Origin of the sequence: Pseudomonas sp. S11P7, assembly GCF_023195435.1 — a bacterium.
Taxonomy (GTDB): Bacteria; Pseudomonadota; Gammaproteobacteria; order Pseudomonadales; family Pseudomonadaceae; genus Aquipseudomonas; species Aquipseudomonas fluorescens_G.
In genome coordinates, this window is record NZ_JALPKS020000002.1 from 3603270 (window position 1) to 3628776 (window position 25507).

General features: G+C 58.9%; 18 protein-coding genes and 1 pseudogene. 14 read left to right on the forward strand and 5 right to left on the reverse strand.

Translation table 11 applies throughout. From position 1 onward, the window contains the following. The first annotated feature begins 20 nt into the window (after positions 1-20). The 4 genes from M0746_RS16495 (at position 21) to M0746_RS16510 (ending at position 5296) form a co-directional block, all read left to right on the forward strand. On the forward strand, positions 21-1310 hold the full coding sequence (locus tag M0746_RS16495) for a M18 family aminopeptidase (RefSeq protein ID WP_090282483.1): 1290 nt from the start codon (positions 21-23) through the stop codon (positions 1308-1310). Between the two features lie 181 nt (positions 1311-1491). Continuing rightward, positions 1492-1668 carry a hypothetical protein gene (locus M0746_RS16500; protein WP_167359889.1) on the forward strand — a complete coding sequence of 59 codons (177 nt, stop codon included), beginning with the start codon at positions 1492-1494 and terminating at the stop codon, positions 1666-1668. 75 nt (positions 1669-1743) lie between these two features. After that, positions 1744-3897 carry a mechanosensitive ion channel family protein gene (locus M0746_RS16505; RefSeq protein WP_258449938.1) on the forward strand — a complete coding sequence of 718 codons (2154 nt, stop codon included), beginning with the start codon at positions 1744-1746 and terminating at the stop codon, positions 3895-3897. A 64-nt stretch (positions 3898-3961) separates the two neighbouring features. Next, positions 3962-5296: an amidohydrolase gene (locus M0746_RS16510; protein ID WP_258449939.1), complete on the forward strand. Its 1335-nt coding sequence runs from the start codon at positions 3962-3964 to the stop codon at positions 5294-5296. A gap of 625 nt (positions 5297-5921) precedes the next feature. Here the strand turns inward: M0746_RS16510 and M0746_RS16515 are convergent. Continuing rightward, positions 5922-6635: a UTRA domain-containing protein gene (locus M0746_RS16515; RefSeq protein ID WP_093103228.1), complete on the reverse strand. Its 714-nt coding sequence runs from the start codon at positions 6633-6635 to the stop codon at positions 5922-5924. 351 nt (positions 6636-6986) lie between these two features. Between M0746_RS16515 and M0746_RS16520 the strand changes: the two genes are divergently transcribed. The 8 genes from M0746_RS16520 (at position 6987) to M0746_RS16555 (ending at position 14347) form a co-directional block, all read left to right on the forward strand. After that, positions 6987-8054: an ABC transporter substrate-binding protein gene (locus tag M0746_RS16520; protein ID WP_090282478.1), complete on the forward strand. Its 1068-nt coding sequence runs from the start codon at positions 6987-6989 to the stop codon at positions 8052-8054. 181 nt (positions 8055-8235) lie between these two features. Further along, a complete protein-coding gene (locus tag M0746_RS16525; protein WP_258449940.1) occupies positions 8236-9042 on the forward strand; it encodes an alkaline phosphatase family protein in 807 nt (268 codons plus the stop codon). 5 nt (positions 9043-9047) lie between these two features. Further along, positions 9048-9884 carry an ABC transporter permease gene (locus M0746_RS16530; RefSeq protein WP_258451497.1) on the forward strand — a complete coding sequence of 279 codons (837 nt, stop codon included), beginning with the start codon at positions 9048-9050 and terminating at the stop codon, positions 9882-9884. Further along, positions 9871-10671, forward strand: coding sequence for an ABC transporter permease (locus M0746_RS16535; RefSeq protein WP_258449941.1), 801 nt, complete (start codon positions 9871-9873; stop codon positions 10669-10671). The genes M0746_RS16530 and M0746_RS16535 overlap by 14 nt, the downstream gene beginning before the upstream one ends. After that, the gene (locus tag M0746_RS16540; RefSeq protein ID WP_208938154.1) at positions 10668-11657 is read left to right on the forward strand and encodes an ABC transporter ATP-binding protein; all 990 of its coding nucleotides are present in this window, start codon (positions 10668-10670) and stop codon (positions 11655-11657) included. Before M0746_RS16535 ends, M0746_RS16540 begins: the two co-directional genes overlap by 4 nt. A 111-nt stretch (positions 11658-11768) precedes the next feature. Next, a complete protein-coding gene (locus M0746_RS16545; protein WP_258449942.1) occupies positions 11769-12422 on the forward strand; it encodes an HAD family hydrolase in 654 nt (217 codons plus the stop codon). Positions 12423-12704: 282 nt separating this feature from the next. After that, positions 12705-13877 carry a hypothetical protein gene (locus M0746_RS16550; protein ID WP_258449943.1) on the forward strand — a complete coding sequence of 391 codons (1173 nt, stop codon included), beginning with the start codon at positions 12705-12707 and terminating at the stop codon, positions 13875-13877. A gap of 14 nt (positions 13878-13891) precedes the next feature. After that, positions 13892-14347: a hypothetical protein gene (locus M0746_RS16555; RefSeq protein ID WP_258449944.1), complete on the forward strand. Its 456-nt coding sequence runs from the start codon at positions 13892-13894 to the stop codon at positions 14345-14347. A 151-nt stretch (positions 14348-14498) separates the two neighbouring features. Here the strand turns inward: M0746_RS16555 and M0746_RS16560 are convergent, their stop codons facing one another. Continuing rightward, on the reverse strand, positions 14499-15461 hold the full coding sequence (locus M0746_RS16560; RefSeq protein WP_258449945.1) for a zinc-binding dehydrogenase: 963 nt from the start codon (positions 15459-15461) through the stop codon (positions 14499-14501). A 138-nt stretch (positions 15462-15599) separates the two neighbouring features. Here M0746_RS16560 and M0746_RS16565 point away from each other — a divergent pair, with 138 nt between their 5' ends. Together M0746_RS16565 and M0746_RS16570 are read left to right on the forward strand one after the other, a co-directional pair. After that, complete coding sequence (locus tag M0746_RS16565) at positions 15600-17684, forward strand: carboxy terminal-processing peptidase (RefSeq protein WP_203421307.1); 2085 nt, start codon at positions 15600-15602, stop codon at positions 17682-17684. A gap of 131 nt (positions 17685-17815) precedes the next feature. Then, positions 17816-19606, forward strand: a complete 1791-nt coding sequence (locus M0746_RS16570) for a bifunctional diguanylate cyclase/phosphodiesterase (protein WP_258449946.1) — start codon at positions 17816-17818, stop codon at positions 19604-19606. A 63-nt stretch (positions 19607-19669) separates the two neighbouring features. Here the strand turns inward: M0746_RS16570 and M0746_RS16575 are convergent, their stop codons facing one another. From M0746_RS16575 to M0746_RS16585, 3 genes and pseudogenes are all read right to left on the reverse strand, one after another. Further along, positions 19670-20305, reverse strand: a complete 636-nt coding sequence (locus M0746_RS16575) for a hypothetical protein (protein WP_258449947.1) — start codon at positions 20303-20305, stop codon at positions 19670-19672. Between the two features lie 21 nt (positions 20306-20326). Next, a complete protein-coding gene (locus M0746_RS16580; protein ID WP_258449948.1) occupies positions 20327-20668 on the reverse strand; it encodes a hypothetical protein in 342 nt (113 codons plus the stop codon). Then, a pseudogene (locus M0746_RS16585) lies at positions 20669-25437 on the reverse strand (RHS repeat-associated core domain-containing protein). Positions 25438-25507: the final 70 nt, after the last annotated feature.

Consider the following 25507-nt stretch of genomic DNA (forward strand, 5'->3'; position numbering starts at 1 on the left):
ATTGCTGTCTGGAGTTTCTTATGCGCGAAGAGTTGAACCAGGGCCTGATCGACTTTCTCAAGGCCTCCCCTACCCCGTTCCACGCCACCGCCAGTCTGGTCCAGCGTCTGGAGGCCGCCGGTTATGTGCGCCTCGACGAGCGCGAGCCATGGACCACCGAGCCGAACGGCCGCTATTACGTCACCCGTAACGACTCCTCCATCGTCGCCATCAAAATGGGCCGCACCTCGCCACTGCATGGCGGTATCCGCCTGGTCGGCGCGCACACCGACAGCCCGTGCCTGCGGGTCAAGCCGCAACCGGAGCTGCAGCGTCAGGGCTTCTGGCAACTGGGCGTCGAAGTCTACGGCGGCGCACTGCTGGCACCGTGGTTCGACCGCGACCTGTCGCTGGCCGGCCGCGTGACCTTCCGCCGCGACGGTAAGGTTGAAAGCCAGTTGATCGACTTCAAGGCGCCGATCGCGATCATTCCCAACCTGGCCATTCACCTCAACCGTGAAGCCAATCAGGGCTGGGCAATCAACGCGCAGACCGAGCTGCCGCCGATCCTCGCGCAATTTGCCGGTGACGAGCGCGTGGATTTCCGCGCCGTGCTCACCGATCAACTGGCCCGCGAACACGGTTTGAACGCCGATGTGGTGCTCGATTACGAGCTGAGCTTTTACGACACGCAAAGCGCGGCGGTGATTGGCCTCAATGGCGATTTCATCGCCGGCGCGCGCCTCGACAACCTGCTGTCGTGCTACGCCGGCCTGCAAGCCTTGCTCAACGCCGAAACCGACGAAACCTGCGTGCTGGTGTGTAACGATCACGAAGAAGTCGGCTCCTGCTCGGCTTGCGGTGCCGATGGCCCGATGCTTGAACAGACCCTGCGCCGCGTGCTGCCGGAAGGCGACGAATTCGTTCGCACCATCCAGAAATCCCTGCTGGTCTCGGCCGACAACGCTCACGGCGTGCATCCGAACTATGCCGAGAAGCACGACGCCAACCACGGCCCGAAGCTCAACGCCGGCCCGGTGATCAAGGTCAACAGCAACCAGCGCTACGCCACCAACAGCGAAACCGCCGGGTTCTTCCGCCATCTATGCATGGCCGAAGAAGTCCCGGTGCAAAGCTTCGTGGTGCGCAGCGACATGGGTTGCGGCTCGACCATCGGCCCGATCACCGCCAGCCACCTGGGCGTGCGCACCGTCGACATCGGCCTGCCGACGTTCGCCATGCACTCGATCCGCGAATTGTGCGGCAGCCATGATCTGGCGCACCTGGTCAAAGTGCTCAGTGCGTTCTATGCCAGTCGCGACTTGCCTTAAAGGCTGAAAAGCTTCGCGAGCAGGCTCGCTCCCACCCTGGAATGCAATCCAACTGTAGGAGCGAGCCTGCTCGCGAAAGCGCCGGTTCAGACACAAGAAACTGTAATTTCCTGCACCACATCACTCTCCCCGCACGAAAATCCGCCTAGACTCCAGTCATCCCAAAGACAAGGCAGTCTCCATGATCTCGATGTCGTCGTTCCACGCCATGCTCATTCCAATCCTGAGCGGAATGCTCCTGCTGGCAATCGGATTCAACTTCCGCGACAAGAACGCCGGCGTGTTCGCCATGTGGATCGGCATGCTGATGATCCTCGCCACGGTGATCTACAAGATCCTCGCCAAACTCAACGAATAACCCGTGCTGGCTCGCATTGCGCCCATGGGCCTCGTACACTCCAGCGCATCCACCCTTTGCCCGGTTGACCGCCCCGTGTTTGCTCGTTTTCTTGCCTTACCCTGCCTGTTTCTCGTTTGTCTGATGACCCTGCTGCCGCTGGCGCCCGCCCACGCGGTCGGTTTGCCCGGCATGCTCAACACCGGCAAAGCGCAGCCCGTCGCCGAGGAACCGCTCGGCCAGTCCCTCGACGAAGTCATCAAGTCTCTGGAAAACGACCAGCAGCGCGCGCAACTGTTGAGCGACTTGAAGAAATTGCGCGACGCCACCAACAAGGCCCAGGCCAGCCCCGAAGAAGGCGTGCTCGGCCTGATCGGCGGCACCCTCGCCAATTTCGAAAAACAGTTCACCGGCGCCGACAGCCCGCTCAATCGCTGGGGCAACGAGTTCGATCTGGCCAAGGACGAACTGCGCGGCCTGATGCTGCCGGCCAATCAATGGCTGCCGATCATTTTCGGCTTCGCGATGATCCTGATGGTCTGGAGCCTGCTCGCCGCCGCGCTGATCTGGCTCGGTCACCGCGTGCGCCTGCGCTTCGGCCTCACCGAAGAACTGCCGCAACACCCGCGCGCGCTCGACATGCTGCGCTTTGCCCTGCGCAAGCTCGGGCCGTGGCTGATCGCATTGGTGATGACCGTGTACATGAGCTACGCCTTGCCCTCGTCTCTGGGCAAGAGTCTGGCGATGGTGCTGGCCTATGCGCTAGTGGTCGGCACCTGCTTCTCGGCGATCTGCGTAATTGCGTTTTCCTTGCTCGACGGTCCGCACCGTCATCGCGCCCTGTACATCCTGCGTCATCAGGCCTTCCGGCCGCTGTGGCTGATTGGCAGCTTCGCCGCGTTCGGTGAGGCCTTGAGCGATCCACGTCTGATCGCCAGCCTCGGCGTGCATCTGGCTCACACCGCCGCGACCGTGGCCAATGTGCTGGCGGCGCTGTCGACCGGTCTGTTCATCCTGCGTTTCCGCCGGCCGATCGCCCACCTGATCCGCAACCAGCCACTGTCGCGGCGCCTGACCCGTCGCGCCCTCAGCGACACCATCGAAATCCTTGGCACCTTCTGGTACGTGCCAGCGCTGGTGCTGGTGGGTATTTCGCTGTTCGCCACCTTCGTTTCCGCCGGCGACACCAGCACCGCATTGCGCCAGTCGCTGATCTGCACGGTGCTGCTGGTGCTGTGTATGGTCATCAACGGTCTCGTCCGCCGTCATTCGCTGAAACCACAACGCGGGCCGAAACGGCATGCGCTGTATTCGGAACGCCTGAAAAACTTTTTCTACACCCTCGCGCATCTGCTGGTGTGGCTGCTGTTCATCGAGCTGGGCCTGCGGGTCTGGGGCCATTCGCTGATCGGTTTCGCCGAGGGCGACGGCCATGACGTCAGCGTCAAACTGTTCAGCCTGATCGGCACGCTGATCATTTCCTGGCTGATCTGGATTCTCGCCGACACCGCCGTGCACCACGCCCTCACCCGCTCCCGCAAAGGCCTGGCCAACGCCCGCGCGCAGACGATGATGCCGCTGATCCGCAACGTGCTGTTCGTGACCATTTTCATCATCGCGCTGATCGTCGCCCTGGCGAACATGGGCATGAACGTCACGCCGCTGCTCGCGGGTGCCGGTGTGATCGGTCTGGCCATCGGCTTCGGTGCGCAGTCACTGGTCGCGGACTTGATCACCGGCCTGTTCATCATCATCGAAGACTCGCTGGCCATTGACGATTACGTCGACGTCGGCGGCCACCTCGGCACGGTCGAAGGCCTGACCATCCGCACCGTGCGCCTGCGCGATATCGACGGCATCGTCCACACGATCCCGTTCAGCGAAATCAAAAGCATCAAAAACTACTCGCGCGAGTTCGGTTACGCGATCTTCCGCGTCGCGGTGCCCTACAACATGGAAATCGACGACGCGATCAAACTGATGCGCGACGTCGGTCAGAAAATGCGCACCGATCCGCTGCAACGGCGCAACATCTGGTCGCCGCTGGAAATCCAGGGCGTGGAAAGTTTCGAGTCCGGCAGTGCGATTTTGCGCGCACGCTTCAAGACCGCGCCGATCAAGCAATGGGAGGTTTCCCGCGCCTTCAACCTGTCGCTCAAACGCCATCTCGACGAGGCCGGGCTGGACCTGGCAACGCCGCGCATGAGCGTGCAGGTGATCACCGCCGGTGGTGGGCAGCCGAAGCAATAGCACTCAGGCGCGCGGTTGCAGTCACAGGCAGGGAAGCCCGACAACAACAATCAAGGAGAAGCTCATGCACCTGACGCGCATTGCCCAGACTGTCCTGCTCAGCCTGATCGCCAGCCATGCCGGCGCCGCCACCCTCGACAGCAGCCGCCAGCAGATCGCCGAACAAGCGCAAAAGCTTGAGCCCGAACTGCTAGAAACCCGCCGCGACCTGCACGCCCACCCGGAACTCGGCAACAGCGAAAAACGCACCGCCGAGCTGGTCGCGGGGCAGCTCAAAGCCATGGGCCTTGAAGTGAAAACCGGCGTTGCCCGCACCGGCGTTGTCGCCATCCTCAAAGGCGCCCTGCCCGGCCCGACCGTGGCCCTGCGCGCCGACATGGACGCGCTGCCGGTCAAGGAAGTCTCCGACCTGCCGTTCGCCTCGAAAGCCAAAGGCACCTACCTCGACAAGGAAGTCGACGTCATGCACGCCTGCGGCCATGACGCCCACACCGCGATCCTGCTGAGCACGGCGAAAATTCTGACCGGCATGCGCGACACCCTGCCCGGCACCGTGGTGTTCTACTTCCAGCCCGCCGAAGAAGGCCCCAGCGACTTCATCCCCGACGGAAAAAACACCTGGGGCGCGAAAATGATGGTGCAGGAAGGCGTGATGAAATCACCCAAACCCGACGCGGTATTCGGCCTGCACGTCTGGGCCGGAGTCCCCGCCGGCCAGATCGCCTACCGCCCCGGCCCGACCCTGGCCAGCTCCGACGACCTGCGCATCAAAATCCTCGGCAAACAAACCCACGCCGGCCGCCCCTGGGACGGCATCGACCCGATCACCGTCAGCGCCCAGACCCTGGTCGGCCTGCAAACCGTGGTCAGCCGCCGCACCGACATTTCCTCTTATCCATCCGTGGTCAGCATCGGCACCATCAACGGCGGCACCCGCTACAACATCATCCCCGAATCCGTCGACATGACCGGCACCATCCGCTCCTACGACTACGGCATCCGCCAGAAACTGCACAAAGACGTCCGCCAGACCATCGAAAAAATCGCCGAAAGCGGCGGCGCAAAAGCCGACGTAACGATCATCGAAAAATACGACCCGACCATCAACAACCCGGCACTCACCGAGAAAATGCTCCCGACCCTGAAATGGGCCGCCAGGGACGACGTCGTGCAAGGGCCGCTGGTGGGCGGCGCAGAAGACTTCTCCTTCTTCGCCAAGGAAGCGCCGGGCTTGTTTGTATTTCTGGGCGTGACGCCGAGAGACCAGGACATGAGCAAAGCCGCGCCGAATCATAATCCGGGGTTCTTTGTTGACGAATCGGCGCTGGTGGTTGGAGTCAGGACATTGGCTTCGCTGGCGACGGATTATCTGTATGCGAATGCCGAGGTGGGCAAATGAGACCGAAGTGGATGAAAACCCTCAACGTCAAAAGCCCCTCACCCTAACCCTCCCGAAACGTCGGACCGCCCGTAGGGAGAGGGGACTGATCGCAGGGAATGTGAGAATTGCATCGAGCTGCAATTCCGCGTCGAACCCAAAACTTGAAACGCACACCAATCGGCTCCCTCTCCCTCGGGAGAGGGCTGGGCGGGCGGCGTTCCGATGAGGGGCGAATCCACTGAAGATCTCAAGCCATACGGCGCTTCTAACCACTCAACAATGAGCGTTAGCTCGAGTGCTTTTGATCTTGCGTCACCAGCGACATCGGAAGGCTGAGCGTAGGGATTGATCCGGGCGTGGGAGCGCAGCGACCGTCTGGCGCAGCCAGACACAGCGGAAGGAGGTGCAGCGAAGCAAACCGTAGCCGCTGCGCCCGGATCGGTCCCGGAGCGAAGGGACCCGAGCCTGCGAGGGCCGTACGTAGGAGCAAGCGTTTTTTGCTTATTTTTTTACTGGGCCGGCATTCCGGGCGCTTGTAAAAAAGTAAGTCGCCGTCAGGCGAAACCGCCAGCCGCACCACCCGAAGCAACGGATATACACGCCAAACCAACCAGAACCTGGTCGGCCCAGAGGCCGCCAAGGATCAAACCACATCAACCCCAACATGAATCGCATCATGCCGCCAAAACTCAAGATCACAATCGATCAACCGCTCATGCTGATCATAATTGACCCGAGCAATCCGCAGCCCCGGACTCCCCACCGACACCCTTAAAGCGGCCGCCGCATCCACCGACAATGACGTCGGCACAATCTCAAAGCGCACCCGCCCATAGTGCAAATCAAAATGCCGCGCATACAACTCGGTCATCGACTGATTCAGATCGAACTCCAGAATCCCCGGAAAGAATTGCGGATTCAGATAATGCTCCACATACAGCACCAATCGCCCGTCAATGCGCCGCGACCGGCAAATCTGAATCACGCTCGACAGCGCCGGCAACTGCAACCACGCACACACCGCCGCCGACGCCGGCTGCAAACGCGCGGAAATCACCTCGGTCGACGCCACCCGCCCCTGCGCACTGACCATCGCGTGAAAGTGACTGCGCTGCATCAGGTTGTAGGCCAGACGCGGCGGCGAGACGAACCAGCCACGGCGCTCCTCGCGATAAATCTGCCCCTGCGCTTCGAGCTGCAACAACGCCTCGCGCACGGTAATCCGCGTCGTGCCAAACAACTCACTGAGCTTGCGTTCGGCCGGCAACTTGCTGCCCGCCGCCAGCAAGCCGTGATCGAGCTGCTCCTGCAACACTTGGCCAATCGCTGTCACCGCTTTTGTTGCCTCATCACGCATCAACGTTACCTATCTGGACTAGACCAGCACTGTTTCGGGGCAAAAGTGCACGGCCAAAAAGCCGTTTGCTGATGTTGCAAGCCTAGGCAGTGCAGATGACCGGCAGATGACAAAACTGCCCAGCGGTCGTGTTAACGACTTGCAATACATCGGCCAAGTCCCTTGCCTACTGGGGCTTTGGGGTTGGTCTACGCTTAGCGAGCACCTGCCCACACCGGGCACAGAAAACGCCGGGTAAACCGCCGCCGACATTAAAGTGTCATCCAGCCCGCTTAAATTGGCTCAGGTATTGCTGACCTAGACCAACACAAACCGCAAACGCAGCGTTGAACACGACCAAGGAGCTTCGGAATGAAACAGCTTTTCCTGGCAACACTGTTAGGCTCGACCATTGCACTGTGCACCTCCGCCATGGCGGCCGGCACCGATCTGAAAACCCTCGAAGCCGCTGCCAAAGCGGAAGGCGCCGTCAACAGCGTCGGCATGCCCGATGACTGGGCCAACTGGAAAGGCACCTGGGAAGACCTGGCCAAGACCTATGGCCTGAAACACATCGACACCGACATGAGCTCGGCGCAGGAAATCGCCAAGTTCGCCGCCGAGAAAGACAACGCCACCGCCGACATCGGCGACGTCGGCGCGGCCTTCGGCCCGATCGCGGTCAAGCAGGGCGTGGTGCAACCGTACAAGCCAAGCACCTGGGATCAGGTACCGGACTGGGCCAAGGACAAGGACGGCAACTGGGCGCTGGCCTACACCGGCACCATCGCCTTCATCGTCAACAAGAAGCTGCTGCACGGCTCCGAAGTACCGACCAAATGGGCTGACCTGAAAAGCGGCAAATACAAGGTCTCCATCGGTGACGTGAGCACCGCCGCCCAAGCGGCCAACGGCGTCCTTGCCGCTGCGCTGGCCAACGGTGGCGACGAGAAGAACATCAAGCCGGCCCTGCTGCTGTTCGCTGACATCGCCAAACAGGGTCGCCTGTCGATGGCCAACCCGACCATCGCCACCATGGAAAAAGGCGAGATCGAAGTCGGCGTAGTCTGGGACTTCAACGGCCTGAGCTACAAAGCCAAGATGGCCAACCCGGATGATTACGTGGTGCTGATCCCGTCCGACGGTTCGGTAATTTCCGGCTACACCACGATCATCAACAAGTACGCGAAAAACCCCAACGCCGCCAAACTGACCCGCGAATACATCTTCAGCGACGCCGGCCAGACCAACCTCGCCCGTGGCAACGCCCGTCCGATCCGCGCCGAGCACCTGCAATTGCCGGAAGACGTGAAAGCCAAACTGCTGCCGAACGAGCAGTACAAAAAGGTCACCCCGATCAAGGACGCCGATGCGTGGGAAAAGACCTCCAAATCCTTGCCGCAAGTGTGGAACGAGGAAGTCATCGTAGAGATGAAGTAAGGCGACTGATCACCATCGCGTGATCTGCTGAAGATCCAAATGTGGGAGCGAGCCTGCTCGCGAAGGCGTCATGTCAGTCGACATCAATGGTGAATGAACCACCGCTTTCGCGAGCAGGCTCGCTCCCACAGGAGATTGAGTTGATTTCGGAACATTTGAATTTCGCGGAGTTCTTGCCCCTATGAAGCACAACGTCATCCTTGTCGTGCTCGATGGTCTCAATTACGAGGTCGCGCATCACGCCATGGGGCATCTGCAGGCTTATGTTGGCGCAGGACGCGCCGCGCTCTATCGACTGGAGTGCGAACTGCCGGCCCTGTCCCGACCGCTTTATGAATGCATTCTCACCGGTGTGGCGCCGATCGACAGCGGCATCGTTCACAACAACGTCTCGCGCCTGTCCACTCAGCGCAGCATTTATCACTATGCACGCGATGCCGGTTTGAAAACTGCGGCGGCTGCCTATCACTGGGTCAGCGAGCTGTACAATCGCTCGCCCTTCGTCGCGGCGCGTGATCGACACACCGACGATCCGTCCCTGCCGATCCAGCACGGGCATTTCTACTGGAACGACCACTACCCGGATTCGCACCTGTTCGCCGACGCGGAAAACCTGCGCCTGCGTCACGCACCGAACTTCCTGCTGATCCACCCGATGAACATTGATGACGCCGGGCACAAGCACGGCCTCGATTCGTCGCAATACCGCAACAGCGCGCGTTCGGCCGACATTGTTCTCGCCGATTACCTACAGGGCTGGCTGGACGCTGGCTATCAAGTGCTGGTGACCGCCGACCACGGTATGAACAACGACCGCTCGCACAACGGCCTGCTGCCAGAAGAACGCCAGGTGCCGCTGTTCGTCCTCGGCGATGCCTTCAGCCTCGACGCTGGCGCCGCGCCAAAGCAGACCGAAATCTGCGGCACCGTCTGCGAACTGCTCGGCGTGCCCCACGATAAACCTGTGTGCCGGGAGCTGCTCAAGTGAACGCCATGACTCGCGGCAAATGGCTGGCGGCGCTGTGTCTGGTGCCGTTCGCGCTGTTCTTCATCGTCTTCGAAATTGCCCCGCTTGTCTGGGTGATGATCAACAGCCTGCAATCGGAAGAATCCGGTTGGGGCCTGGCCAACTTCAGCAAAATCTTCGGCTCAAAATTCTATCGGCAGGCGATCCAGTACAGCCTTGAGATCAGTTTCTGGTCGAGTGTGTTCGGCATCCTGATCGCCGTCCTCGGTGCGTATTCCCTGCGTCGGGTCGACTCGAAACTGCGTAATTTCGTCAACGCGTTCGCCAACATGACCAGCAACTTCGCCGGCGTGCCGCTGGCGTTCGCGTTCATCATCCTGCTCGGTTTCAACGGCAGCATCACGATCATGTTGAAACAGTCCGGGATCATTCAGGACTTCAACCTGTATTCAAAAACCGGCCTGATCATTCTCTATACCTACTTTCAGATTCCCCTCGGCGTGCTGCTGCTCTACCCAGCCTTTGACGCGCTGCGTGAAGACTGGCGCGAATCCGCCGCGCTACTTGGCGCCAACGGCTGGCAGTTCTGGCGCCACATCGGTTTGCCGGTGTTGACCCCGGCGCTGCTCGGCACGTTCGTGATCTTGCTGGCCAATGCCCTCGGCGCCTATGCCACGGTGTATGCGTTGACCACCGGCAACTTCAACGTGCTGCCGATCCGCATTGCGGCGATGGTGTCCGGAGACATCTCTCTCGACTCGAATCTGGCCAGCGCGCTGGCCGTGGTGCTGGTGGCGCTGATGACCATCGTCACCGTCGTGCATCAACTGCTGTTGAAGAGGAGCTACCATGTCTCGCGCTGAATCCGGCCCGGCCGGTCTCTACCACCGCGTCGTGGTGTACCTGTTGTTCGCGATCCTCTTGCTGCCACTGGCCGGCACACTGGTGTATTCGATCGCCAGCAGTTGGTCGGCGACCATTCTGCCCAGCGGCTTTACCTTCAAGTGGTACATCCAGCTGTGGAGCGATCCGCGTTTCCTGCACGCCTTTGGCCAGTCGTTGCTGGTGTGCGTCGGCGCGCTGGTGCTGTCGGTGCTGCTGATCCTGCCGCTGCTGTTCGTGGTGCATTACCACTTCCCGAAACTCGATGCACTGATGAACATCCTGATCCTGCTGCCCTTTGCGGTGCCGCCGGTGGTGTCCTCGGTGGGCCTGTTGCAGCTTTACGGCTCCGGGCCGATGGCGATGGTCGGCACGCCGTGGATTCTCATCGGTTGCTACTTCACCGTGGCGCTGCCGTTCATGTACCGGGCGATCACCAACAACCTGCAAGCGATCAACCTGCGCGACCTGATGGACGCCGCGCAACTGCTCGGCGCCAGCACCTTTCAGGCGGCGTTTCTGGTGGTGCTGCCGAACCTGCGCAAAGGCCTGATGGTGGCGCTGCTGCTGTCGTTTTCGTTCCTGTTCGGTGAGTTCGTCTTCGCCAACATCCTCGTCGGCACCCGCTACGAAACCCTGCAGGTGTACCTGAACAACATGCGCAACAGCAGCGGCCACTTCACCAGTGCGCTGGTGATCTCGTATTTCCTTTTCGTGCTGGTCCTGACCTGGATCGCCAACACCTTGAACAAGGACAAAAGCGAATGAGCTATGTCAGCGTCCAACACCTGCAGAAAAACTACGCGGGCACCACGGTGTTCAGCGACATCAACTGCGAGATCAACAAGGGGGAGTTCGTCACCCTGCTCGGCCCGTCCGGTTGCGGCAAGTCGACCCTGTTGCGCTGCATCGCCGGGCTGACGCCGGTGGATGGCGGGCAGATCCTGCTCGACGGCGTCGACATCGTGCCGTTGAGTCCGCAGAAGCGCGGCATCGGCATGGTGTTTCAGAGCTATGCGCTGTTTCCCAACATGACCGTCGAGCAGAACGTCGCCTTCGGTTTGCGCATGCAGAAGGTCAATAGCGACGATAGTCATAAACGCGTTTCCGAGGTGTTGAAACTGGTTGAACTGCACGACTTCGCCAGTCGCTACCCGCATCAGCTCTCCGGCGGCCAATGCCAGCGCGTCGCCCTCGCCCGCTCGCTGGTCACCCGCCCGCGTTTGCTCCTGCTTGATGAGCCGCTGTCGGCCCTCGATGCACGAATTCGTAAACACTTGCGTGAACAGATCCGGCAGATTCAACGCGAACTCGGCCTGACCACGATTTTCGTCACCCACGATCAGGAAGAAGCGCTGACCATGTCGGATCGAATATTCCTGATGAATCAGGGCAGGATCGTCCAGAGCGGCGACGCCGAAACCCTCTACACCGCCCCGGTCGATGTATTTGCCGCCGGCTTCATCGGCAATTACAACCTGCTCGATGCCGAGGACGCTTCGAAGCTGCTGCAACGGCCGATCCACCACCGCATCGCGATTCGTCCGGAAGCCATCGAACTGAGCCTCAACGGCGAACCCGACGCGCAGATCCGCAGCCACAGCCTGCTGGGCAACGTCATTCGTTATCGCGTCGAAGCCCGAGGCGTTGAGCTGGTGGTGGATGTGCTCAACCGCTCGGCAGCGGATTTGCTGCCCGATGGTCAGCGCCTGGCACTTTCCATCGATCCGACCGCCCTGTGTGAAGTAGCTTAGGAGCAGCTGCAAGCTTCGAGCTACAAGCTTCAAGCTGTAGACTGCGGCGCACCTGATTTTAATTCTTGCAGCTCGAAGCTTGTAGCTTGCAGCTGTTCTCGGAGAGAACCCATGGCTTTGGCAATTTTTGATCTGGACGAAACGTTGATCCACGGCGACTGCTCCTCGCTTTGGAGCGAGCAAATGGTCCGCCTCGGCTGGGTCGATGGCGAATCGTTCATGCAGCGCGACAAGGAATTGATGGACGCTTACGGGCGCGGCCACCTGGCGATGGAAGACTACATGGCCTTCAGCCTTGAACCGCTGATTGGCCGCACACCGGCAGAAATCGACCATCTGGTTGGCCCGTGGGTAGAAGACTTCATCGAACCGATCATCTTCAGCGATGCGACCAAAACCATCGCCGCACACCGCCAGGCCGGCGACCGCATTCTGGTGATTTCCGCATCGGGCACGCACCTGGTCAAGCCGATTGCCGAACGCCTGGGCATCGATGAGGTGCTGGCCATCGAACTGGAGGTCGCCCATGGCGTTTACAGCGGCAACACCGTTGGCACCCTGACCTATCGCGAAGGCAAGATCACCCGCTTGCTGGAATGGCTGGATGCCGAGGAAGAAAATCTTGAAGGCGCGAGTTTCTATTCCGACTCGCGCAATGATCTGCCGTTGTTGCTGAAAGTGGATTTCCCGCATGTGGTCAACCCGGACCCGGTATTAAAGATCCATGCAGAGCAGGCGAAGTGGCCCATCCATAACTGGAAATAGAGAGTGGGCGTCGACAATAAGAAAAGCGCGTCTGCTCATGCTCAATCGATCGTGATAGTTCAATAGAATTACCATGGTCCGCCACGGATAATTGCACCACCCTGATCGGGCGGGCCATGTCAGCAACCAACAACTCGCTTCAGACCGAGCCTTCGATTGACTCCGTACAGTTCCGATGAACGGTGCGTTTCATTACCCAAAACTGTTATTTCTTACAGTAGACGCTTTGCTTGCTTGATAGGTTAATGACTCCCGTCCTATTCGATTCACGACGGAGCCATCATGAGAACGGATATAGTGCAATGGGTCCGCTATAAAAGCGGTGAAGCTTGTCTCGCGACGTTTGCACTCGTTGCATTATTTAGCTGTGCAGCTCACCTTCCGTTGCCGCCACCCAATATCCAAGAGTCAAATATTCTCGAGGATTACGGTGAGAGTACAGCCAGAAATCTGACTGAGGCTTACCTGAATACCGCCACCAATTGCGGGACGCCCACCTCTCCAGCCTTCCTCTGCTCAGGTGTCACGCTGCGGGTAACTAAAACCAGTCCCAATTACGATCCGTGGGATCATAGCGATTTTTCAAGAACGACCGGCGCAGTCTCCTTTTCCTATTTAAGGGCTGACGCAAAATTTCCTCGCATGTCCTGGTATGGAGTTAATGGTTTAATTTTCTATCCTTACTTGAACGCTCCTGCGGAAAAAACACAGCCTGAGATAGTTTGTTTCTTCCCCCTCGACGGCGATACTTTTTATCGAAACGCGGCAACCCAATACGGCTGTAGAGATAGCATTCTCCCTCCACGCGTTTTCAGCGACAGCATTCCTTGTCGAGAGCAACACATCACTACCGCAGAGCAGTGGGTGAACCATTATCGACTGGAAAACACCTATAAGACCGCGCACTCCTGTTCTTTTCTAGTAACGAAAGATCTGGGTACCGAAGCGGTACAAGCTTTCAATGAAGCCATCCGGGTCAGCAAGGTGATCCCCACCGAGGCCTTCCAGGATCATAACGAGTTGCGGATCAAAACCTGGCCCGAAGGGAATCCAGGGGTATTGCCGATTCAAGCGTTCTTTTATATGGATGATGGCTTGGGAAATGCCAGAATTGATCAACGTAAATATTACGATCGAACTAACGGCTTGGTGGTTCCTATTATCCGTATGACATTACCAGGCTCCGCTTCGCAGAATGCGACATTCACCTATAACGCGGCCGACCAGGCTGTGCTGCCTTCAGATAAAAAAATCAAACCCGGTATTCCGAAAGCGTACAACACGGAGGGAGACCGTTTGAGAATGAGCGATATTTTTTACGACACACATCTGTACGTGGAAATACCTCATTATCAGGGGATGCATGCTACCGACACCATCAGAGTACGCTGGCAAGGTCGGGTCAATCACAACAGTGAAATCATTACGGTTGGAGATCCCCCGGGGAAAGATTGATCGCAATACCCCGCATGGAAGTCATCGATAATATCGGGCGCACTGTCGTTGTCGGTTATTCGGTCAAGGCTAACGGCAACGGTGAAACGGTTGAGTCTGAAAGACTGAGTCTGAATATTGATCCACAAGCGGTTCATCCATTAACAGCACCCATTTATTCGGCTTCAAAAGTAACTGTGGGGTATATAGGTCAGACTGGCTACTCTGTCGTAGTTCGTTGGACAGGGGTAGCAAACCATGACACTGAAGCTCAGAACGTAAACGCCGGTCAAACTAATGTATTTAATATTCCCGCCGCCTGGATAAGCGAAAACCGGGGAAAAACTGTGTTCATCAATTACTCCATATTGCGCAACAATGGCGGTGAGCAACGTATGTTCTCAGAAGTGCTTCGAGTAGAAGTTACTCCTGCAGGTCTGGTGAGGGTTTCACCATCCACTGAGTCTTCGCTTGCAGGCTCACGAACCTGACCACAGTAAAAGCTCAGCCAAATAACGGTGCCCCTACAGGAGGCACCGTTTTGCTTGATTTACCGCGGCTTATGAAAAGCCATCTTTGCACCGTGCAATATAGTTGGTCGAAGCTGTGCAGAGCACACGCGCAGCGAACCCGCGATAAACTTCAGTTCAGGGTTTCGTCAATCACCAACACCAGCTTCCCCGCCACGGTATTACTCGCCAGCTCGGCAAACGCCGCCTCGGCATCCTTCACCGCAAACGCCTTGGCCAATTGCGGACGCAACCGCCCTTCAGCAAACAACGGCCAAACCTGTTGGCCCAGATCGCTGAGCAAATCCGCCTTGAACTGATCACTGCGGCTGCGCAACGTCGAACCGAGCAGCTGCACACGCTTGGCCAGCACCTGCGCCAGATCCAGTTTCGCCTCACGGCCACCCATCAGACCGATCAGCACCCAACGTCCGTCCAGCGCCACCAGCTGCAGATTCAGCGCTGAATATTCGCCGCCAACCGGATCGAGGATCACATCGAACGGGCCGAAATCGCGCAGGCTTTGCAGATCGTCAGTGCGCAGCACGCCGCCCTGCGCACCCAGCGATTCGCAGTAAGCCAGACGTTCGGCCGAACCGACACTGACCCAGCACGGGTTACCGAACGCCTTGCACAACTGAATGGCGGCTGAACCGATTCCACTGGCGCCGGCATGCAGGAGAACTTTCTCACCCGGCTTGAGCGCCGCAAGTTGAAACACATTCAGCCAGACTGTTGCATAAACCTCGGGCAATGCCGCGGCTTCGATCAGCGAAACGCCTTCGGGAACCGGCAGCACGTGCCGTCCATCGACGACCACCTCTTCAGCCATGCCGCCCCCGGCCAGCAAGGCGCACACCCGGTCGCCGACCTGCCACGCGCTGCCCGCGCCGACTTCGCTGATGACCCCGGAACACTCTAGACCGAGCACTTGGCTGGCACCCGGCGGTGGCGGATAAAGCCCCGCTTTCTGTAACAAATCGGCTCGATTGAGGCCGGCTGCCGCCACCCGAATGCGGACTTGTCCTACATCACATGTAGGACTCGGCTCTTCAACCCATGCCACTTGACCGTCAACGCCTTGCAATGCCTTCACAGTGCCTCCATAGTGAGTCTGGACTGAGCCCGAAGCTGTAGCGCCGGGCTTTTTGCATTATGCGACCGGCTCTCGTAGAACCGGCGACTTCAAAGACGGCCTAATATGCGTTATCAATTGTCCCCGCGTCGAATCAGCATGAAGCATCTGCTCCCCAGCACCGCCCTCGCTCTTTTCATCGGTATCGGTCTGTTGCCGGTGTCGGGCACTACATTCGCAGCCAACAGCTGGGACAAGTTGCAGCCTGATCGCGATGAAGTCATCGCCAGCCTGAACGTCGTCGAGTTGCTCAAGCGTCACCACTACAGCAAGCCGCCGCTCGACGATGCACGTTCGGTGATCATCTACGACAGCTACCTCAAGCTGCTGGACCCGTCGCGCAGCTATTTCATGTCCAGCGACATCGCTGAATTCGACAAGTGGAAGACCCAGTTCGACGACTTCCTCAAGAGCGGCGACCTCAACGCCGGGTTCACCATCTACAAGCGCTATCTGGACCGCGTCAAGGCGCGTCTGGACTTCGCCCTTGCCGAGCTGAACAAAGGCGTCGACAAGATGGACTTCACCACCAAAGAGACCTTGCTGATCGATCGCAAGGACGCGCCCTGGCTCAAATCCACCGCTGAACTCGACGACCTCTGGCGCAAACGCGTCAAGGACGAAGTGCTGCGGATGAAGATCGCCGGCAAAGAGCCCAAGCAGATCCAGGAAACCCTGACCAAGCGCTACAAGAACCAGTTGGCGCGCCTGGACCAGACCCGTCCGGAGGACATCTTCCAGGCGTACATCAACACCTTCGCCATGTCGTACGATCCGCACACCAACTATCTGTCGCCGGATAACGCGGAGAACTTCGACATCAACATGAGCCTGTCCCTCGAGGGTATCGGCGCGGTGTTGCAGAGCGACAACGATCAGGTGAAAGTCGTGCGTCTGGTGCCGGCAGGCCCGGCCGACAAAACCAAACAAGTGGCTCCGGCCGACAAGATCATCGGCGTTGCCCAAGGCAACAAAGAGATGGTCGACGTGGTCGGCTGGCGTCTGGACGAAGTGGTCAAGCTGATCCGTGGGCCGAAAGGCACCGTGGTGCGCCTGGAAGTGATTCCGGCAAGCAATGCGCCGAACGACCAGACCACCAAGATCGTGCCGATCACCCGTGAAGCGGTGAAGCTCGAAGACCAGGCCGTGAAGAAGTCGGTGCTGAACCTGAAACAGGACGGCAAGGACTACAAGCTCGGCGTGATCGAGATCCCGGCCTTCTACCTCGACTTCAAGGCGTTCCGTGCCGGTGATCCGGATTACAAGAGCACCACGCGCGACGTGAAGAAGCTGCTGACCGAACTGCAGAAAGACAAAGTCGACGGCGTGGTCATCGATCTACGCAACAACGGCGGCGGTTCCCTGCAGGAAGCCACCGAGCTGACCAGCCTGTTCATCGACAAGGGCCCGACCGTACTGGTACGTAACGCCGATGGCCGCGTCGACGTGCTGGAAGACGAGAACCCGGGCGCGTTCTACAAAGGCCCGATGGCGTTGCTGGTTAACCGCCTGTCCGCCTCGGCTTCGGAGATCTTTGCCGGCGCCATGCAGGACTACCATCGTGCGCTGATCATCGGCGGCCAGACCTTCGGTAAAGGCACCGTGCAGACCATTCAGCCGCTGAACCATGGCGAACTGAAACTGACCCTGGCCAAGTTCTACCGGGTTTCCGGGCAGAGCACCCAGCACCAGGGCGTGCTGCCGGACATCGACTACCCGTCGCTGATCGACACCAAGGAAATCGGCGAGAGCGCCCTGCCGGAAGCCATGCCGTGGGACACCATCCGCGCCGCGATCAAGCCGGCGGCCGATCCGTTCAAGCCGTACCTGGCTCAGCTCAAGTCCGAACATGACACACGCACCGCCAAGGATGCCGAGTTCGTGTTCATCCGTGACAAGCTGGCGCTGGCGCAGAAACTGATGGAAGAGAAAACCGTCAGCCTCAACGAAGCCGAGCGTCGTGCCCAGCACGCCGACATCGACGCCAAGCAGCTGACCATGGAGAACCTGCGTCGCAAGGCCAAAGGCGAAGAACCGCTCAAAGAGCTGAAGAAAGAAGACGAGGACGCACTGGCGGCAGCCGATCCGGACAAAGTCAAACCGGAAGACGATGCCTACCTGAGCGAAACCGGGCGCGTACTGCTCGATTACCTGAAGCTGAGCAATCAGGTGGCCAAGAAGTAAGTGATGGCAAATTAATGCTGACGATCCCCGGATCGTCATCAAACAGTCATCATTCTGTCGTGCAATAAAGGACCGGGAGTTACTCTGAACCAAGAGTGCTCCCGGTCCTTTTTTTATCGCCAGAGACTGCCATGACCACGACCGAACAGCTGAGCGCGTTGAGCTCGATCCTGACTCAAAGCGGTTTGCACAGCCTGTTCCAGCCGATCATCAGCCTCTCCGAGCGACGCATCCTCGGTTACGAAGCCCTGACTCGCGGCCCATCCAACAGCCCTCTGCACTCACCGATCGCCCTGTTTGCCGTGGCGCGTCAGGCCGGCCGCCTGAGTGAGCTGGAGATCGCCTGCCGACAATCTGCCTGCCGGCGTTTCAACGAGCAAAAGCTCCCGGGCAAACTGTTTCTCAACGTCTCACCGGAGTCGTTGCTCGAAGCGGCACATCAGCCTGGGCGCACTTTGCAGTTGCTGCAGGACTTCGGCATCCCGCCCAGTCAGGTGGTCATCGAACTCACCGAACAGACGCCCATCGATGATTTCCAGTTGCTGCAAACCGCCCTGCATCATTACCGAGCGATGGGTTTTTCCATTGCACTGGATGACCTTGGCGCCGGGTATTCGAGCCTGCGCCTGTGGTCTGAACTGCGCCCGGATTACGTGAAGATCGACCGGCATTTCATCGATGGCATTCATCAGGATGCGTTGAAGCGCGAGTTCGTCGGCTCGATCCTGCAAATCGCCAAAGCTTCCCGGGCGCAAGTGATCGCCGAAGGCATCGAACTGCCGGAAGAACTGGCCGTACTCACTGAAATGGGTGTCGATCTGGTGCAAGGCTATTTGCTCGGTCGCCCTCAGGAACAGCCGCCACACGACGCCCGTGCCTTGATGCCGAAACACGACAGCAGCGCCGTCGCGCTGAACGACGAAGGTAGCGACCTCAGCGCCCTGCTCAATGAGCAACCGGCGGTACACCGCGATACACCCACCGCGACCGTGCTCGAAGCGTTCCGCCGCCAGGCCAACCTCAACTCGCTGGCGGTGCTCGACGAACAAGGCCAACCCGCCGGCATTGTCCACCGTCACTCGTTGTCCGACGCCCTGCTCAAGCCTTTCGCCACCGACCTGTTCGCACGAAAACCGATCAGCCGCCTGATGAGCGACGACTTCCTCGCCGTGGAAATGAGCCAGTCACTGCAACAAGTCAGCCGTCTGATCACCAGCCGCGCCCGCCAGCGCATCGAAGAAGACTTCATCATCACCCTCAACGGCAGCTACCTCGGCCTCGGCCGGGTCATCGACGTGCTCAAACTGATCACCGAACTGAAAATCCAGCAGGCCCGCTACGCCAACCCGCTGACCTTACTGCCCGGCAACGTACCGATTCAGCAGTGCCTGACCCGCCTGCTGCAGCAAGGGCGCGAGTCGATCATCTGCTACGTCGACATCGACAGCTTCAAACCCTTCAACGACATCTACGGCTACGGCCGTGGCGATGAAGTTCTACTCTGCCTCGCCCAATACCTCAACGAACGCATCGACCCCACCCGCGACTTCGTCGGCCACATCGGCGGCGACGACTTCCTCCTCGTCCTCGGCCCGGAAGACTGGCGCAAACGCCTGAATCAATTGCTCGATGACTTTCAGAGCCAATGCCGACGCTTCTACCGGCCTGAGCATCTTGAGGCGGGGTGTTTTGTGGCGCCGAATCGTCAGGGTGTGCGGCAGGAGTTTGCGTTGTTGTCGTTATCGATTGGAGTGGTACACCTTCGCCCGGAAGCCTGCGCGGAGCTGGATGCGAGCCAGCTTGCGGAGATGGCTTCGCAAGCGAAGCATCATGCGAAGAATGTAGCGGGGTTTAGTGTGCATGTTATCGATAGTCTTGCTGCGCCTGACCTCCATTCAGCACAGCTAATCGGCCAACGTTGACTTTCCGCGCACCGTAATTTCTAGTCGGACAAAACTGTACGCGAAAAAGTCTATCCATCCAACTTAATCTGTAGTACTTGCTATTAACGCACTTATCGTGCATCGCTCAGGATTCCAAATCGTCATACACCATATCCCCCACCATTCCAAACCACTATCGAAATAATTACTCCACGATTCCCGCCCAGAAATTGCATCTTCACAATCTATCCAAGTAGTATTAATTCCTTTCACCCAATTGATGGCTGAAACCCCATTATGCTCTAAAAGTCCTAAAGCGCTTCTCCACTCATGAAATAACTTTTGCGCTTCAGGTTCTCCTCCCTTAAATCGCGTACCGTAAGGTGGCTCACGAAAATGACCGTAAAGCGCCAGAGGCCCTCGCTCATAACCCTCAACCAGCATTAAGTTATTTAATTCATCATCACTCAATGGTGTTGCAACTGCTTTTTCGAGCTCCCAACTTATTTCTGGGTCACCATTGTTCTTATATTGTGGATCTTTAATTAGATTGCTATGCCTATCCCTCGCTTCCTTCATAAGTTGCTCATGCAGACCGACCAAGGCCTGCCGATGAACAAGCTCATCCACGATTAGTCCAGGCTCATGTTGGAACACTGTAAATTCAAAGACGCAGCCAGCCTCATCCATTCGATCACTCAACCGCTCGTGCTTCTTTTCTTCAAATACTTTCAACAATATTTATTCCTTAATCGTTCCTTACAGGTACGTACGAAGCCGCTCGAGTAATGTACGCATAAACATACGCCCATCCTCTATTTCCTCAGAAAATAATAAACTTCTTTTTGCGAAAACATCTTCAAACGAATTACCTTCATCCATAAAAAATGCAATAGTCTCAATCAACCAGCATTTGTCACTTTCAGAATAACTTAAAAATTCTGGCCTAACTATCAAGTCAAAAACCGCAGATAGATCAGCACCATCATTAACGTCCGCCAAGCAGATGAACTCTTCAGCTGAAGCCACGTGAGGATAATCAATATCTAACACAAACAAGAAACCTGGCAAAATTGATATATCCGGCTTAAATTTCATCATCTAGTAGTCCGTATAAGCGGTTATAGGATTTCCATTGACATCAAGAATAACGACGGTTTTTGTTGTTTCCACATATTCCAATCGATTTCTCTTATATCCCTCCCCCACCGACCTTCGCATTTCCACAGGTAGTGATGAGAGAACCAGGCTTCCTGTACGTCGAAATATAAGCTGCGCGCGACTTATTGCATTCAACTGATCTCTATGACTAAAAAACCTTGTCGCAGCACGAGGAATACTCGGCTCTTTCACCTTAGTTTTTCGATTCATCCTCATTTCCACTTTGCCGGTTGTCGGATTTTTAGCGTGCTCCACTCTTTCAAGCTGCGCTGCTAAGGTGGTTTGCGCACCATGCTTCTGTAAGAAATGCGCTTTGCTATTGGGAGGCTCCATTTTTTTCAATTCTTTATAGGCAATCTGCTCCGCCAACTCATCAATCCTCGCCCTCCGCTCCTGCGCCGTCATCTTCGGCAGCGCTGGCTCACCTTCATCAACCTTAGCCCCACCAATCCCACCCGGCACCTCGCAACCGGGCTTCCCCGGCGGCGGGCAGTTGGAGCTCAACCCCAACGGATCCACCCACCCTGTCGGATTCGGCACGTACTGGTACTGATTCAACCCACCCGCCAGCTTCACCGGGTCCGGCGTCAGATACCGCCCCAGCCGCGGGTCGTAATACCGGTGCCGGTTGTAATGCAATCCGCTTTCGTCATCGAAATACTGCCCCTGAAAACGCAGCGGCTGGTTCAGGTAATCGTCGCCGGCGAGGGTCAGCGCGGCGGTTTTGCCGTAGGCGTCGTATTGCGCGGACCAGACGATGTCGCCGCCGTAATCGGTGAGTTCTTGCGGCGTGCCGAGGTGGTCGAGTTGGTAGTAGAACGGGCAGGCTTTTTTCGGGCCTTTGCCATCGAGCAACGCGAGTGGGCGGAAGGTGCCGGGTTCGTAGACGTAGCTGCGGTATTCGTTTTCGCTGCTTTCGGCGACGACTTGGTCGCCTTGCCAGAAGAACTCGGTGGTCTGGCCGTCGACGGTTTTGCGGATGCGCCGGCCGAAGGCGTCGTATTGGTAAGTGGCGGTCTGGCCGTCGGGGCGGGTCAGGCTGATCAGGCGGTGCTGGCTGTCGTAGCGGTATTCGGTGACGAGTGTTTGCGCTTTGCCGCGGCGTTCGCGGATCAGGTTGCCGAAGGCGTCGTAGTCGTAATGGCGGTCGCCCTGCATCAGCAGGCGGTTGCCCTGAATCCGGCACGGGCCGGGGCGGTCCTGCATCAGCAGGTTGCCGGCCGGGTCGTGGGCGAAGGATTCCGGCAGTTCGTCGCGTGAGTGGCGGACGCGGATCAACCGGTCGAGGGCGTCGTAGCCGTAGGTGCGTTGGCCGTGGCGGCTGTCGGCGATGTGGGCGAGATTGCCGTTGGCGCTGTAGGCATAATCGCGGCGGTAGAGCGAATCGCGCTGATGGCCTACGGCGTGGGCGAGCAATCTTCCCTGTTCGTCGTAGGCATATTCGCTGAGCAGCAGGCCTTGCTGGCGCTGCACTTCGCGGCCGAACTGGTAGACGTGGCGGGTCAGTGGTGTGCCGTTGAGGTCGATCGCGGTCAGCGCGCCGCCCTTGGCGTAGTGATAGTCGAGTTTGCTGTTGTCCGGCAGGCGCAGGCGTTTGAGCTGACCGCAGGCGTCGTAGGCGTAACGCAAGGTGCCCCAGCCCTGATGCTCGGTGATCAGCCGATCCTGGCGGTCATATTCGAAGGCCAGCGGGTGGTTATTACCGTCATCGACGGCGATGAGGCGGCCAACCTGGTCGTATTGGTAGGCGACCTTCACCCCATCGGGCAGGGTCTTTATCAGTAGGCGGCCAGCAGCATCGCGCTCATAAGCAGTCAGCAAACATGAGCCATCATCACCAAACTCGGTCTTCTCCAGCAGATGCCCGTTCAGGTCATAGGCATACGCCGTGCGCCGTCCGTCAAAACCCGTCTCCTGTCGGATCAATCCGCTCGGCGTGTAGTCCAGCCGGTATTTTTCCCCCGACTCGTTTTCGATCTCGGTGAGCAGCAGCTGCGCATGGTCATAGCGGTACTGCACCTGCGTGCCGTCGGGATTGATCCGCCGCGAGACCAGGTGCAGGTCATCGTCATACTCGTAACGGGTGATGCGCCCGAGCTCGTCGCGTTCGGCGGTGACCTGGCCGTAAGCGCCGTAGCTGTAGGCGCGGCTGCCGCCGGTAGGAAAAGTCGTCTGGATCAGTCGGCCAACGGCATCCCACTGCTGGCGGGTAACGGCGCCGTGTTCGTCAGCGGTCGTGGTCCTTCGTCCCAATGCATCGTAGGAAAAACGCCGCACGCCGCCGTCGGGCAGGGTTTCTTCGGTCAATTGGCCGAGGCTGTTCCACACCAGCTTATGGCGACTGCTGTCCGGGTAGCGGATCGACAGCAACTGCCCGCGCACGTTGTAGTAGTAATGGGTGACCTGGCCGTCAGGGTCGACCGCTTCGGTGACATCGCCCTCGGCGTTGCGCCGGTAGGTCCACACCGCATCGCCGCGGATGCGCCGGAAGAGAAAACCGTTGCGGTACTCGTAGGACGTTGGCGCTTCGTCCGGGGAATCAGCGCGATCAGCCGTCCGACTTCGTCGTAGCGGTATTCGGTGACGGCGCCCAGCGGGTCCTGCTCGGCGATCAAGCGGCCCGCCGCGTCATAGGCCTTGAGGTGTTCGCCGCCATCCGCCTCGACCTTGCGCACCAGCCGCGCGCGGTCGTCGTGGACGTAGGTTTCTTCGGTGCCGTCGACGTACTGCACCGCGACGCTGCCGTCGTCCGCCCAGACGTAACGGGTGTTCATCTGCGAGAACGAAGCCCAGTGCCTGACGCAACGTGCTGCCTTGCCGGAGCGCTCCCACTCCCAGAAAAAACTGGCGCCGCCGGCCAGTTGCCGCTGCAAAATCACATGAGCGTCGTCGTAGTCGTAACGCTCGCTGTCGCCGACCGCGTTGGTGGCTTCGATCAGATTTTGATAGGCGTCGAAGCGGTAGCTGACCAGCGTCTGTTCGGTGTGCCAGGCGCCCTCACGAAACACCTGATAATCCACGCCAGCCAACTGCGCGCGGTCATAGCGCAACAGCAGCGAGCGACCGGCGCCGTTATCCAGCCGTTGCACCCGATCAGCCCGATCACGCTGCACCGAAAGCCGATTGCCATACGCATCACTGACCGCCACCAACCGCCCGGCGCGAAAGTGATAAAACCGCGCCGCTTCCCCGGCCAGCGCCAGAATCAGCTCTTCCGGTTCATCCCCTAGAAAAATCGCCGCCCGCGACAAACTGTTGTGAATCGCCGGCCGGGTCCCACTCGGCAACGGAAACCGCGTACGCCGGTTTTCATGGTCAACCCAGACAACAAAGTCACCCTCAAACTCCAGCCGATGCGCCAGCGAATGGCTCCAGCCAAACCCCAGGCCAATGTCGATCTCGACGGCGCTCGAGCGATACAAACGGCTGAACTCAAACGCCAGCACGCCATCAAGCACCGCATCGGTCAGGGTCAGTAGTTCCTCGCCGGTAACCATCGACACCGGACAACCATTGGTGCAGGTGTGCGGCACGCAATCGGCGCTGTCGCCGTTGGGGTTTTTCGCTTGGTCGGGGGAGTCGTCGTGCGGTTCGTCTTTCTTCAGCGTGGTGTTGCGCCTGGCATCCCAGCGCAATTGCATCCGGCCTTTTTTCACCCCGGCAGCGATACCGCGAGCGGCGACGCTTTTGTAGCGGTCGACGTATTCAATGAACGTGCTGACGATGCCGAACATGGCCTTGACCAGACGCTTCACCGCCGCGAGCAATTGCACGGCGCGGTCGGCCAGACGCAGGCTCAGATAGGCAATGCCCGCGCCACCACTGGCAAATGTCAGGACCACGCCGATCAGCACATCGATGAGCAACTGAACCATCATCATTGATGCGGCTTCGGCGGTTTTGCCGGCGATCTCACTGGGCGGCAACATCTCCAGCCAAAGGCTGGCCGTGCGCAGCAGCAAACACAGCGCCGCTTCGTCACTGGCCAGCAGCTGCAGCTTTTCCATCAGCTCAGGCGCCGTCGTGGCCAGTTCCATCAACTCGGTCGCGCCGCTGCCCAGTCGCTCAACAAACGCGCCGGGATCCCGCAAGATATCCGAGAGCAGGCCGATGCTGTCCCAGACGCCCTCGATCGCCGCCCAACTGCCGGCCAGCAGGCCGTTGCCGGCTGCCGTCGCCACGGACTGCGACCATTGCGGCTTGAAACCCTGCCATTCGCTGCGCAGCCAGCCGTCCAGTTCGCGGGTCAGGCCGTCGTAGGCTTTGAAAAGATCGTCGAGCTGCCCCGGCGTGACCAGGCTGTGCACCTGCACCCGGTAGAACTTGCCCGGCGTGCCTTCGAACGAACCCTTGCCTTGTGCATCAAGGGTCACCGGCGTCGTTTCGCCACCGTCCATGGCGATCACATCGACTTGAATGTTGCCGAGCGCAATGTCGTAGACCGACTCAAACTTGCTCTCGATCTGCATCACCCCGCCTTGCGGACACTGCACAACGCCCGAGAAAAACTGATCATCGGCACTGCTGACGGTGGTGCTGTGTTCGCCGAAGCGAATGACCCGCTCCATGCCCATCAGCGATGGCAGGTCCGCCGCATGGCTGACCGAGTCGGCGGTGCGACTGGCCCAATGCTCAAGTTGCTGGCGGTAGAGACTGAGGGTGCCGGGAAAGCTGTCGAGCGCTTGCTCGATGCGGTTGATGGCGTCCATCAGCGCACGCGCAGGTGCGAAGTGGATGGGTTCAGCGGGTCAAACATGAGCGTTCCCTCGCGCAAAAAGT